Annotated in this window: 16 protein-coding genes; 13 read left to right on the top strand and 3 right to left on the bottom strand. The window is 39.5% G+C overall.

The features are described 5' to 3' along the window. Positions 1–113: 113 nt before the first annotated feature. The gene (locus RGU12_RS09735; protein WP_309535899.1) at positions 114–341 is read right to left on the bottom strand and encodes a hypothetical protein; all 228 of its coding nucleotides are present in this window, start codon (positions 339–341) and stop codon (positions 114–116) included. A gap of 127 nt (positions 342–468) precedes the next feature. Further along, the gene (locus tag RGU12_RS09730; RefSeq protein WP_309535898.1) at positions 469–1,413 is read right to left on the bottom strand and encodes an urea transporter; all 945 of its coding nucleotides are present in this window, start codon (positions 1,411–1,413) and stop codon (positions 469–471) included. Positions 1,414–1,695: 282 nt separating this feature from the next. Between RGU12_RS09730 and RGU12_RS09725 the strand changes: the two genes are divergently transcribed. The 12 genes from RGU12_RS09725 to RGU12_RS09670 all read left to right on the top strand — a co-directional run bounded on the left by RGU12_RS09725 (position 1,696) and on the right by RGU12_RS09670 (position 10,046). Continuing rightward, the gene (locus RGU12_RS09725) at positions 1,696–1,998 is read left to right on the top strand and encodes an urease subunit gamma (protein ID WP_010677712.1); all 303 of its coding nucleotides are present in this window, start codon (positions 1,696–1,698) and stop codon (positions 1,996–1,998) included. Between the two features lie 22 nt (positions 1,999–2,020). Further along, a complete protein-coding gene (locus tag RGU12_RS09720; protein WP_309535897.1) occupies positions 2,021–2,344 on the top strand; it encodes an urease subunit beta in 324 nt (107 codons plus the stop codon). Further along, a complete protein-coding gene (ureC, locus tag RGU12_RS09715; protein WP_309535896.1) occupies positions 2,341–4,053 on the top strand; it encodes an urease subunit alpha in 1,713 nt (570 codons plus the stop codon). The genes RGU12_RS09720 and ureC overlap by 4 nt, the downstream gene beginning before the upstream one ends. Before the next feature lie 10 nt (positions 4,054–4,063). Next, positions 4,064–4,519, top strand: coding sequence for an urease accessory protein UreE (ureE, locus tag RGU12_RS09710; protein ID WP_309535895.1), 456 nt, complete (start codon positions 4,064–4,066; stop codon positions 4,517–4,519). Continuing rightward, positions 4,512–5,198 (top strand): urease accessory protein UreF, encoded by a 687-nt coding sequence (locus RGU12_RS09705; RefSeq protein WP_309535894.1) that lies wholly within the window; start codon positions 4,512–4,514, stop codon positions 5,196–5,198. Before ureE ends, RGU12_RS09705 begins: the two co-directional genes overlap by 8 nt. Positions 5,199–5,230: 32 nt before the next feature. Next, the gene (ureG, locus tag RGU12_RS09700; RefSeq protein ID WP_309535893.1) at positions 5,231–5,842 is read left to right on the top strand and encodes an urease accessory protein UreG; all 612 of its coding nucleotides are present in this window, start codon (positions 5,231–5,233) and stop codon (positions 5,840–5,842) included. A 2-nt stretch (positions 5,843–5,844) separates the two neighbouring features. Continuing rightward, on the top strand, positions 5,845–6,669 hold the full coding sequence (locus tag RGU12_RS09695; protein WP_309535892.1) for an urease accessory protein UreD: 825 nt from the start codon (positions 5,845–5,847) through the stop codon (positions 6,667–6,669). A gap of 69 nt (positions 6,670–6,738) precedes the next feature. Continuing rightward, positions 6,739–7,431 carry a HoxN/HupN/NixA family nickel/cobalt transporter gene (locus RGU12_RS09690; RefSeq protein ID WP_309535891.1) on the top strand — a complete coding sequence of 231 codons (693 nt, stop codon included), beginning with the start codon at positions 6,739–6,741 and terminating at the stop codon, positions 7,429–7,431. Positions 7,432–7,535: 104 nt separating this feature from the next. After that, complete coding sequence (locus RGU12_RS09685) at positions 7,536–8,048, top strand: DinB family protein (protein WP_309535890.1); 513 nt, start codon at positions 7,536–7,538, stop codon at positions 8,046–8,048. A 186-nt stretch (positions 8,049–8,234) separates the two neighbouring features. Further along, positions 8,235–8,726, top strand: a complete 492-nt coding sequence (locus RGU12_RS09680) for a sigma-70 family RNA polymerase sigma factor (protein WP_309535889.1) — start codon at positions 8,235–8,237, stop codon at positions 8,724–8,726. Further along, the gene (locus RGU12_RS09675) at positions 8,719–9,738 is read left to right on the top strand and encodes an anti-sigma factor (protein WP_309535888.1); all 1,020 of its coding nucleotides are present in this window, start codon (positions 8,719–8,721) and stop codon (positions 9,736–9,738) included. The genes RGU12_RS09680 and RGU12_RS09675 overlap by 8 nt, the downstream gene beginning before the upstream one ends. Continuing rightward, complete coding sequence (locus RGU12_RS09670; protein WP_309535887.1) at positions 9,729–10,046, top strand: hypothetical protein; 318 nt, start codon at positions 9,729–9,731, stop codon at positions 10,044–10,046. Before RGU12_RS09675 ends, RGU12_RS09670 begins: the two co-directional genes overlap by 10 nt. A gap of 167 nt (positions 10,047–10,213) precedes the next feature. Here RGU12_RS09670 and RGU12_RS09665 read toward each other — a convergent pair whose 3' ends face one another. Then, positions 10,214–11,086 (bottom strand): LysR family transcriptional regulator, encoded by an 873-nt coding sequence (locus RGU12_RS09665; RefSeq protein ID WP_309535886.1) that lies wholly within the window; start codon positions 11,084–11,086, stop codon positions 10,214–10,216. Between the two features lie 155 nt (positions 11,087–11,241). Here RGU12_RS09665 and RGU12_RS09660 point away from each other — a divergent pair, with 155 nt between their 5' ends. Next, a complete protein-coding gene (locus tag RGU12_RS09660) occupies positions 11,242–12,453 on the top strand; it encodes an MFS transporter (protein ID WP_309535885.1) in 1,212 nt (403 codons plus the stop codon). Positions 12,454–12,509: the final 56 nt, after the last annotated feature.

The raw sequence follows: 12,509 nt of genomic DNA, 5'->3' as shown, positions 1-12,509 counted from the left end.
ATCGAGGTTATGAAGGACATTCCGACGAAGAACCCACGCTTAAAAGTACTTCACCGAGGAAGAATATTCCAACAAAAAACCAACAGATTTTATAAATTAAATCAGCTACTTTTTCATTGTTGTTGTTGCTCCAAGTGTTGCGAAATCTTCTCGTGGACTTGGGCTTCTATCGCTTCTACATGACTTTCCTCGAAGGTGTTTTTAGGATGTGGATGAAACCAATGAATCTCTCCTTCGTGTAAAAGTCCTTGATAATCTGATCCATCAACAGTGATAGTGAATTGATGACGCTCATGCACCTGATCATCAAACATTGGTCGTACTTCTAGATCTTTAAACATAATGAATTCCTCCTTGATAGTAATTTCTTTCAAGTTTTCCCCAAACAGAATGGTGTATGCCTTCTATTTACAATACAGCAGTGAAAGTTGGAATAAGCTATATCTAAAGGGTATGGGGTTATTTGATTTAAAGGTTCGGCATGACCTTTCTTGCACCCAAGAAAAGCCATGTACTAAGAACGAAAGGCATGGTTAAAGCTGGAAGTCCAAAAGGCTGAAGCCAAGTCGTTATACTTGCCATTAACGGGACAGTTACACAAGTAGCAACTATGCCGGAGAATAACGCTAAACGGTTTTGATTCGTCTTAAATACGACAGATACAGCTAAAATAGTTAATATAGCATTGTATCCATAAAGCCCCATATAAATCGGATTGTCTTCTCCTCCAAGTAAAAACGATGTCAACAAAGCTAGCACGTTTCCTAAAACAGCATAAAGACCAAGCTTCCATCCAGCCAAAAACACCGCAACAATAAGCAGAATACCTGATAGAGTGCTATGAATGAAGAAGATCTGTCCAATTCCGTTAAATGCCGCTTCTGACCAGTTTATTTTCCCAGACGTATCCAATCCCCAATAGGCGATATCTTCAGGGACCAACTTTGAGGTTAAGTGAATATCCTTTAACTGGTATGAAGCAAGTAAAGTAAACCATGTCGTGATGATAAAGGGAAAAGTAAGAACGGGGATCCCCGTATTCTTCATTACATGAATCATGGTGGCTGTAAATATTGCCGTAACTGCGGCTCCAATAAGGGCAAATATCCAGTCGTAAGGTCCTGTTAGGAATAAGGTCAGCGCTATTCCTGTCAACACGGAGTTGTAACCTAAAAGCCCCTGATTGGTCGTTTCTTCCTCTACACCTCCTATTTTCCCCATCATGGTAGCAATCAAGGCTGATAACAAGGCGATGATCCCTAATGAATAGGAAAAGAGTGTTATAGCTATGAGTATGATAATTCCAGAAAGGGCATTTTCAATGAGCATAACTTGAGAAATGCCTTTTAAAGCCGCCGTCAAAAAGAAAAAAAGTCCTCCTTCTGCCCTTGGCTTGTGATTGGTGTTTTTCACGGAAATCCTTCCTTTCAAAAATGAATCGCCATCTCATAAAATAGAAGCTGCTATTTCCATGCAGCAACAATTCAATTCTTTATTTTATTCCCTCTTCGGTAGTATCTCCTGTTACTAAGGATTACATAAAAAGAACTTCATTTTAGAAGGGAGCATAACGTAAAAAATATAGTTGTTGTTGGTGATTTTGAAAACTAAACAAACGATGGTTTATTTAAGGTAAAAACTGGATATCATACATAAAGGTTTAGAGTACTTTCTTATGAAAGAGGAGGATTTACGATGCAATTATCACCGCGTGAGATAGACAAGCTCATGATCGTTGTTGCGGCAGACTTAGCTAGGCGCCGGAGAGAAAGAGGTTTGAAATTAAATTATCCGGAAGCGGTTGCACTGCTCACCCATGAAGTGTTAGAGGGTGCACGTGATGGAAAAACAGTTGCAGAATTGATGGAATATGGAGCCACGATTTTGACAAGTGATGATGTGATGGAAGGCATCCCAGAGATGCTTGATGATATCCAGGTAGAAGCTACGTTTCCAGATGGAACAAAGCTTGTGACCGTACATAGTCCGATTAAATAAAAAGTGACAGGAGGCTATTTACATGCAGCCAGGCCAATTATTTTTAAAAGAAGAAGACATTATTTGCAATGCCGGGAGGGAAGCTTCCAAATTGACTGTGACAAATACAGGAGACCGACCTGTTCAGGTGGGGTCCCATTATCATTTTTATGAAGTCAATGAAGCACTCCAATTTGATAAAGATCAAGCATACGGAAAACGTCTAAACATCCCAGCTGGAGCAGCTGTACGTTTTGAACCAGGGGATGAAAAGGAAATCGAGCTGATTGATTATGCCGGAGAGCGCCGTGTCTTTGGATTTCAAAATAAAGTAGACGGCTCACTAGAAAAGAGGGACAACAAATGAGTTTCAAAATGTCTAGAAAGCACTATGCCCAAATGTATGGACCGACTACAGGTGATTCTATTCGTTTAGCAGATACTGATATACTGATTCAAATTGAGAAGGATCATACCACCTATGGAGAAGAAGTGGTATTCGGTGGAGGGAAGGTCATTCGTGATGGAATGGGGCAACACCCCCTAGTAACACGTGGTGATGGAATTGCCGATTTGGTCATTACAAACGCTGTTATTTTAGACTATACCGGCATCTACAAAGCGGATATTGGAATCCGTGATGGGAAAATTGCCGGAATCGGAAAAGCTGGAAACCCGTTGATTATGGACAATGTGGATATAGTGATTGGGGCAGGAACAGAAATCATTGCTGGTGAAGGAATGATTGTAACAGCAGGTGGAATCGATACCCATGTTCATTTTATCAATCCAACACAGATTCGAACAGCTTTAGCTTCAGGACTTACAACATTGATTGGGGGCGGGACTGGCCCAGCTGCCGGCTCAAAAGCTACAACGGTTACTCCTGGCGCATGGCATATGCACAAAATGCTCCAAGCAGCTGAAGGATTGCCAATTAACGTTGGATTCACTTCAAAAGGACAAGCGACTGCTGAAGAGCCACTGGCAGAGCAAGTGCGTGCTGGTGCTATAGGTCTGAAAGTTCATGAAGACTGGGGAGCGACTCCTTCTGCCATTGACTATGCATTAAGGGTTGCTGACAAATATGATGTGCAGGTCGCTCTTCATGCCGATACGTTAAATGAAGGCGGATTTATGGAAAATACGATGGCTGCGATTAAAGACCGTGTCCTTCATATGTACCACACAGAAGGAGCAGGAGGCGGGCATGCACCGGATCTTATCAAATCCGCAAGCTATATGAACATTCTTCCATCTTCAACAAACCCGACCCTTCCTTATACAATAAACACAGTGGATGAGCATATGGACATGCTCATGGTTTGTCACCACTTAAATCCTTCCATTCCAGAGGATCTTGCATTCGCCGATTCCCGTATTAGACGTGAAACTATTGCTGCTGAGGATATTCTCCAAGATATGGGGGTATTCAGTATGACTAGCTCGGATGCACAGGCGATGGGGCGGATAGCCGAAGTTATTTTGCGGACATGGCAAGTGGCTGACAAAATGAAAAAGCAAAGGGGAAGTTTGGAGGGCGACACTGAGCTTTCTGATAATAATCGTGCAAAGCGTTATGTCGCTAAATATACAATTAACCCTGCGATCACCCATGGAATTTCTGAGTATGTGGGATCCATCGAAGTCGGGAAAATTGCTGACCTTGTGATTTGGAATCCTGCCTTCTTCGGGGTAAAACCAGAAATGATTCTGAAAAATGGATTTGTTGTCGAGGGCTTGATGGGCGATGCGAACGCGTCTATCCCGACACCACAGCCGGTTATTTATCGTCCGATGTATGCCCAATATGGCAAAGCGTTATATAGCTCATCCATTACGTTCATTTCTCAAGCTGCTTTTGATGAGAAAGTGCATGAAAAGCTTGGATTGCAAAAAATGATCCTTCCGGTTCGCGGTATTCGGACACTGACGAAGAAAGACATGAAGTTGAATTCCGAAACCCCTGAAATAACGGTCGATCCGCAAACATATGAAGTAAAAGTAAATGGAGAATTAATTATGTGTGAGCCGGTTGACCAGGTACCGATGGGACAACGATATTTCCTATTTTGAGGTGAAGATCTTGTTAGTAGAAAGAATTGTAACAAATATTGATGATATGGAAAAAGAAGAGATTGAAAAGCGCCATATTGAAAAGGTGTACCTTGAAAGCGATCATTTAATGAAACGGATTCAGAGGGTGACGACCGACCATGGCAAGGAAATTGGAATTCGATTAAAAGAACCGCGTGACTTCGTTGCTGGTGATGTTCTCTATATGGATGAGAAGAACATAATCATCATAGATGTCCTCTCAGATGAGTTAATTGTGATAAAACCACGAAGCATGAAGGAGATGGGGACAATTGCCCATCAGTTGGGGAATCGTCATCTACCCGCCCAATTTGAAGGGGACGAGATGCTTGTTCAGTATGATTACCTTGTTGAAGAATTACTGAAAGAGCTTCAGATTCCTTATCAATGTGAAAAGCGGAAAGTGAAAAAGGCCTTTCGCCATATCGGGCATAGCCATGGATAAAAATACTCTTTCCTTATTTCAGTTATGTGATTCCAATTTCCCTACAGGAGCGTTTAGTCATTCATATGGGTTGGAGACTTATATTCAAGCAGACAAAGTACATAATCGAGAAACATTCAATAGTTGGTTGCATGTGTATGTTAATGAGCAGCTCATTTATTCAGATGGTCTTGCCTGCCGTCTTGTATACGAAGCATTAGAAAAGGGAGACTTCCAAAAAGTTTGGAAAGTAGACCGGATGTTGAACGCACAAAACTTGCCACGGGAAACGAGAGAGGGTACCCAAAGGGTAGGTGACCGGATGCTCATACTCGTAAAATCCCTATACGACATTCCGGTCCTGTCTGAGTATGGCGAGCGCATCAAACAAAACAAATCTTTCGGTCATCCAGCGATTGTATTTACGATTGTGGGTCACCATCTTGGTATGCCCGCATTCACTACTATTTTGTATTATTTATATTCGGCTGTTTCAAGCCTTGTGCAAAATGCAGTTCGGGCTATACCTTTGGGCCAAACGGCAGGTCAGAAAACGATTCAAGAGTTTCAAGATGTTTTAACAGCGGCCGTTGCAAAGGTTGAGGAAATAGATGAAGACGACTTTGGCATTGTCTCTCCCGGTCTGGAACTATCGCAAATGCAGCATGAACGTGTGAATGTTCGAATCTTCGCATCTTAAATGTTGATTAATAGATAAAAGGAAGTGTTATTATGGAACCTATTAAAATTGGAGTAGGGGGACCAGTAGGAGCAGGAAAAACTGCGTTGGTTGAAAAGCTAACTCGTCATTTGCAAGGTGAAATCAGTATGGCCGCTATTACAAACGACATCTATACAAAAGAAGATGCGAAATTCCTGATGAATAACGGCGTGCTTCCGGAGGATCGAATTATTGGTGTAGAAACAGGCGGATGTCCGCATACGGCCATACGGGAGGATACCTCCATGAATTCCGCAGCAATCGAAGAATTGATTAAGAGACATCCCGATGTTGAACTCATTTTTGTAGAAAGTGGCGGGGACAATTTGGCCGCTACATTCAGCCCAGAACTTGTCGATTTTTCCATCTATATTATTGATGTGGCTCAGGGTGAAAAAATCCCGCGTAAAGGTGGACAAGGGATGATTAAATCTGACCTATTTATCATCAATAAAACGGATTTGGCACCACTTGTTGGGGCGAATCTGGATGTTATGGCATCCGATACAAAAGTGTTCCGTGGTGACAAGCCCTTTATTTTCACCAATTTAAAAACCAACGAAGGTCTTGATCAGGTTATAGATTGGCTCAAGAAGAATGCACTATTAAAAGGGTTGGCATAAAAATGCAGGACTGGACAGGAGTTTTGCGTTTAGATGCAGAAGAGCGGAATGGAAAGACCGTCGCAAAGAATGTATACTTTCAAGGGGCGTATAAAGTTATGCGTCCCATCTATCATGATGATTCTGGACAAGTCTGTTATTATATTTTAAATCCAGGTGGTGGCTATCTGGATGGGGACCGCTATCAACTCAAGATTTCGTTAGAAAAACAAGCAAAGCTAACATTAACCACACAGTCAGCCACAAAAATTTACAAGACACCAAAGACCCATGCTTACCAAGAAACAGAAATTAACCTTAAAGAAGGAAGCTGCCTCGAGTATATTCCCGATCCGCTCATAGGTTACCAGGATGCACGATATAAACAAAAAAATGTAATCCGTATGGAAAAAGGAACCACTCTTCTTTACTCAGATATTATTACCCCAGGATGGTCTCCGGACGGGGAAAAGTTTAGTTATGATATACTTCAGTTAATCAATGAAGTTTATATGGAAAATGAATTGGTGGTATATGATCATATCAAACTAAATCCTGCGATGCGGAACATGGAGGAAATGGGCCTTATGGAAGGCTATTCACATTTGGGGTCTTTACTTGTGATTGACGAAAAAGCCAATCATACTCTCCTTGACCGTTTATATCAGGCTATCGATACAAATACAAAGGAATATAAAGTGGGACTGTCAACTTTACCAATCCCAGGATTCACGGTACGGGTGTTAGCAAATAAAACACAGACGATTGAAAATATATTTTCTGAATTTCATCATATAATTAGCCAAGAGTGGTTTAACAAAACCCCTAGCTTGCTAAGAAAATATTAATGTTGATAACCCAGCAATTCGTATAATTGCTGGGTTATTAACAAGTAAAGAAAATGGAGGAGAGATCAGATGGAGGTTACTTTTTTTTCAGTTTTAGCCTTGGGTTTCATTTTAGGAATAAGGCATGCGATTGAGCCTGATCACGTTATTGCAGTATCAACAATCGCGAGTCAAAGTAAAAAGTTGTGGAACGCGTCTTTGGCGGGGGTATTTTGGGGAGTTGGACATACTGTAACACTTTTTCTAGTTGGTCTTGTCGTTATCCTTATGAAAAACGAAATACCTGAAAAATGGGCCATGTCTTTAGAATTTTTAGTTGGAATCATGTTAGTTTACCTTGGTGTGAAAACAATTCTTTCTTTCAAAAATACATTTATACATAAACACACACATGTCCATCACCACCCAAATAATAGGGAACATGAGCATCATAACAAGCATAAAAGCACTTCGTATTTGGGATCCATGTTTGTAGGCTTTGTCCATGGACTGGCAGGAAGCGGAGCCATGGTTCTATTGACGATGGGTACTGTAAAAAATGTTGATGAAGCAGCAATCTTTATCCTTATTTTTGGTGTAGGAACGGTCATTGGCATGCTTTTATTTACCACCATCATTGGCATTCCGTTTGTGTTAAGCAAGAAACGTAGGACTGTAAGTGGGACATTCGGTTTAATAACGGGGGCAATCAGTACTGTTTTTGGTGTCTACTATATGTATAATTTAGGAATCAATGAAGGATTATTGAACCTCTGGGTTTAAGAATTTGGATACCAGTCGTGACCTCTAGAATACTTTTCATCTTGAAGAATATATCCTTAAATAGGAATCTAGGTATTTATCTTCACGTGAAGGGTGGTACTTCCATGAGTAACGCAGTATATGAAAATCTGTATGAAGCAAGAAATAATGTAGTAAAGGAGATCTCTTCATTAAATTTCACGCAATTTAATGATAGACCTATTCTTAACCAATGGAGTATAGCACAAGTTTGTCATCACTTAGTATTAGTGGAACAGGCAACAATAATGGCGATAGAGTGGGGATTAAAAGAGGTTGACAATACTCGAAAAACACGTAAAAACGTACATCTGATATTAGATCGAACGAAAAAGATTAAAGCTCCCAAAATCGTCGAACCAGGTGTAGAACCGTTTGAAGTTGAATCAATCATCGACATGTTGGCTGATTCGAGAAAAAAACTGCTCACTTTCCTTAGTTCAATTGAGGATAAGTCGATATTAGCTTTAAAATCAACAAATCATCCTGCCCTGGGAGAATTACCGCTTGACCAATGGATTGAACAAATCTATTTACATGAACAACGACACATCGAACAAATAAAAGAGATAAAATTACATGTAGATGTGAGCCAGTAAACGTTTGGTTATAATGAAAGGGTCTGTTCCCCGGCGAAAATATTGCCGTACTGGGGGCAGGCCCTCGTTTTGTTTTTTGGGGCAACACTATGATTTGATATTTTTTTATAAAGACCGTAAATAACTTTTCAGATTTTGCAACTTTTTTTATAGCTGTTTCGTGGATAGGGTGAAGGGGGGAAAGCGGTGGATTTAGATGAAGTGTTTCAAGCATATGTAAATGATCTATATCGATACTTATTTTCCCTTTCAAAAAATCACCATACGGCGGAGGATTTGGTTCAAGAGACGTTTTACCGAGCGTATTTACAGCTGTCGGAAGATGACATCCAAACTATTAAACCATGGCTGTTTAAAGTGGCCTATCATGCTTTTATCGATTTTACTAGAAAACACAGTCGGGTGGTCATAACCGATGAAGTACATAATCAAATCAGTATCAAAACACCTGAAAGTTATCTTTTAGAGAAAGAAGGTTTTACCGCTCTCATGAACGATATTCATTCGTTAAAGGAAACGGAAATGCATGCACTGGTTCTTTGCGATTTGCACCAGTTAAGCTTAAAAGAAGCGGCTGACATTCTTCAATTAAATATAAATACGCTAAAGAGCCATTTATCAAGGGGAAGGAAAAAGGTGGTTGAAAGGGTTAAGGAAAGGAAGAGGTACGATGGATAAAGAGCAAAATCATCATGATGAGGAACTTTATCAATCTTTTTTAAATGAATCGATGCAAGACTATGAAAAAAGCCACAAGGTACCAGAAACAAAACAAAAAAGACTGCTTAAAGCGGGTAGAAATCACGCATTACAGACAAATATAATGATTAGCCTGGCAGTCTTATTATTAATTGTGCCAATCCTTACATTAAGCAGTTATTTGTATTACGCGATTGGCGGAAAAGCGAACCATCTAATTGATATCGCCACAAAAACGATTTATGTTACGGAACCGAATATGAGTTTAGAAGAAATGGAAGTAGAAGAGAATATCGGATTCTTTACAATGGAACTTTATTTTGATGTGTTTAAGCGGATTGGGAAAGAGGACTATAAAGCGGGCGAGTATTCGGTTAGTTTTGCATTGGATAAGCCAAATTTTCCTGAGCGGGATATGAAGCTTGAGAGGCCTCTTCCAATTAGGGGAGACATGGAGACTAACAAGCTTTTTCATCCGGGCGGACCATTTGGCAAAACAGTTGGCTCAGACTGGGATATTCTTGATCACCTTCCAGATGGAACAGTGGGGGAGATTTATCTTTCTTTGAACCAATTAATGAAGCCTAGGGAAATTGAAAAGCAGCTTGGGGAAAATGTTGAAGTAAGATGGGTAGCCGTTTATACAGGTATTGAAGACAAGAGTTTATATGATTCGGGATACTCGGTTGCGCCAATTGGCTATCCGCTACAGGTTGACACAACCACATGGTCACCATTTAATGGTCGACAAACGTCAAATGAAGAGCTATTTTTAGATATTTTATATTTCCTAGCCAAGGATGAAAAAACAGCTGAAAGAATATCGCAGGCACGATCTTTAGTTTTAAAAGAAAGAATCCCTTTTATTGAAGAAAATGGGATCCAAGTTTATGGAGCAGTGGTCACTGGACCAACTCCCGAATTAAGAAAACTAAAGGAAAATAAACGAATTAGTGTCATGAAGGTGGGGGAAGTGAAGCTATGGAACTAGAAATGAACAAAAAGAACAAAGGAAAACATAGAAAGCTACCCACCATTTCGGGTTTCCTTTCCTTTCTGGTCGCGCTAATCGCATTAGCAGGGGTTAATATTGCGTTATTGATGGATTTTGATGACTTTCCTCAAATGGTTCTTATCAACTTACCCGTTGTTGGGCTTGTCCTAGGGTTGTTGGGTTTGATTACATCTAAAAGATCAAGACTATATGCAGCATGGGGAATTGGGATTAGTTTGTTTATTTTACTTTTTACATTTTTAATGATTGGCTTATCATGGGTTGGTATTAATCCTAAGCCTTGATTTGTCCATTATGGAAAAAAGAATCGCATATCGGGACATGAAAAGTAAAGCAGGAGAGTTTATTCAATTTCATAGCAACATTACTTACGAACAAGGACCTTTCCTTTTAGAAAGGTCCTAATTGCTTTTATGCAAGCACCCATTTTTACCGACAGTTTTCAAGCTACCTAATCAAACAGTTCTTTTGTTATATCAATAAATAATTTGACGGCAGGGGATGCTCCATTGATTGAAGGTAAGCCCAGGGCGATATGTCTGTGATTGTTTGTTTCTAATGGTCGGATGTTTGCTTTAGGAAAAGAAAGATTTTTCAATGAGAGCTCAGGTAGAATAAGGACTCCTAGCCCTTCTTTGATCAACCCTAAAGATGTATTTAGGTTTGATGTATTGTATTTCTCTACTATTGATATTTTTTGTTTCCTCATGAGATCGATAATAGGTGCTTCATATCCACCATTAGAAACAATGAAAGGCTCGTTTTCCAAATCTTCTAGACGTACCCTTTCCTTCTGTAGCAAAAGATGACCGTTAGGGAGCATCACAAGATATCGATCCTTTACAAGCGGGATTGTATCTAATTCACGACATGGAAGAACGACAAATCCGATATCAATTTCCCGTGAGGCCAACCATTCTTTGATTTCCTCTTGCGCTCCCTCTTTAAATGTAAGTGATACATTCGGTCGCTTTTGTTGAAACGTTCGAATAATTTTTGGTAAAAAGTGAGCCGTTACACTAGGAAAAGTACCAATACGGATTGTTCCAGTGATTAATCCTTTTTCTAATGAGACTTCTTGGTCAATTTTTTCTAAGCCATTAAGAATATTTCTTATTTGGAAGAGAACCCGTTTCCCTATATCTGTTACAATTAAATTTTTTCCTCGCTCTCGTACTAATAAAGTAACACCTAACTCCGATTCTAAAGTAGAGATTGCGTGGCTGACTGCAGGCTGCGACATATGCAGTTTTTGAGCAGCTTTTGTAAAGCTTCCCTCATCAATAACCTTAACAAGGATTTCAAATTGTGTAAACGTTGGCATGAGTAACTACTTATCTCCTTTATAAATAACATTCATTTTATTTATCAATATTTGTATTGTACCATATACATTATGCTTAGCTTACAAAATCAATAGCTAAGCCCTAAGACCATCCCTATCCGATGGAGAAAAATATAAAAGGAGAGATTGGTAAATTGACTAGACCGAAGTTATGGACAAAAGACTTTATTATGGTTTGTATAACAAACTTATTTCTTAGTTTGAACTTTTTCTTACTCATGGTTATTTTTTCTGAATATGCCGTAAAAAAGTTTGATGCGCCTCAAAGTCTGGCTGGACTTGCCTCAAGTATCTTTATTCTCGGAACCCTCTGTTCCCGCCCGTTAGCTGGGAAATATCTTGATGTCATCGGCAGAAAAAAATTATTATACTCATCTATTATTGTGTTCATCGTAACGACTTTTCTTTACTTGGTCATCAATAATTTAGCGCTGCTTTTAATTGATCGTTTTATTCATGGTGCAGCTTTAGGTATTGCCGCTACAGTTATCGCGACTGTGATGACAAGTTCGATCCCTCGTGAACGAAGCGGAGAAGGAATTGGTTATTTTTCAATGAGTGTAACCATTGCGACAGCGATTGGGCCATTTATTGCTTTGCTCATTGTTCAGCACGCTGGCTACAATATGGCCTTTTTAATGTGTGTTATTTTTGGATTCATTGGAATGGTGCTTGCTTTAGCTTTGAAGGTGGAAGATGTAAAAATTTCAAAAGAGCAAGCAGAGAGCTTAAAAGGATTTAAACTTAGTGATTTCTTTGAGTTTAGTGGGCTTTCCATGGCTATATTAATGGTCATACTAGGTTTTGCCTATTCAAGTGTGATGACGTTCATTTCTTCATATGCCAATGAAGTGAACTTAACGGAAGCCGCAAGTTTCTTCTTTCTCGTATATGCGGTGTTCCTATTGGCATCTAGACCGATAACTGGAAGAAGATTTGATCTAAAAGGTGAAAATTCAGTAGTTTATCCGTGTATGGTTTTATTTTTAGTCGGATTGTATATTCTTAGTCAAGCACAACATGGCTTCATTCTTTTACTAGCAGGTGCTTTGATTGGGATTGGATATGGAACAACGATGTCTTGTATTCAAACGATTATGGTTAAAAAAGCACCACCTCACCGTGTTGGGTTAGCGAATTCAACCTTCTTCGTTTCTTTTGATTTAGGTATGGGAGTAGGACCGTTCGTTTTAGGATCTATCCTTCCATCATTAGGATTTAAAGGAATGTATGTGAGCATGGCTGTTGTTGTTTTAATTTGTATCATTTACTACTTCCTTGTACACGGAAAAAAAGTTATGCTTCTGCAAAAGAGTGTACAACTCGAACAAAAAGTGGTCGAATAATGCTGTCTAAACATGACAGCCTAATAATCAAGGTGTATGATTATATGATTAAAGGA

It is taken from the genome of Ferdinandcohnia sp. QZ13, from assembly GCF_031324165.1.
Taxonomy (GTDB): domain Bacteria; phylum Bacillota; class Bacilli; order Bacillales; family Bacillaceae_L; genus Ferdinandcohnia.
This window is presented reverse-complemented; position numbering and strand designations above follow the sequence as displayed.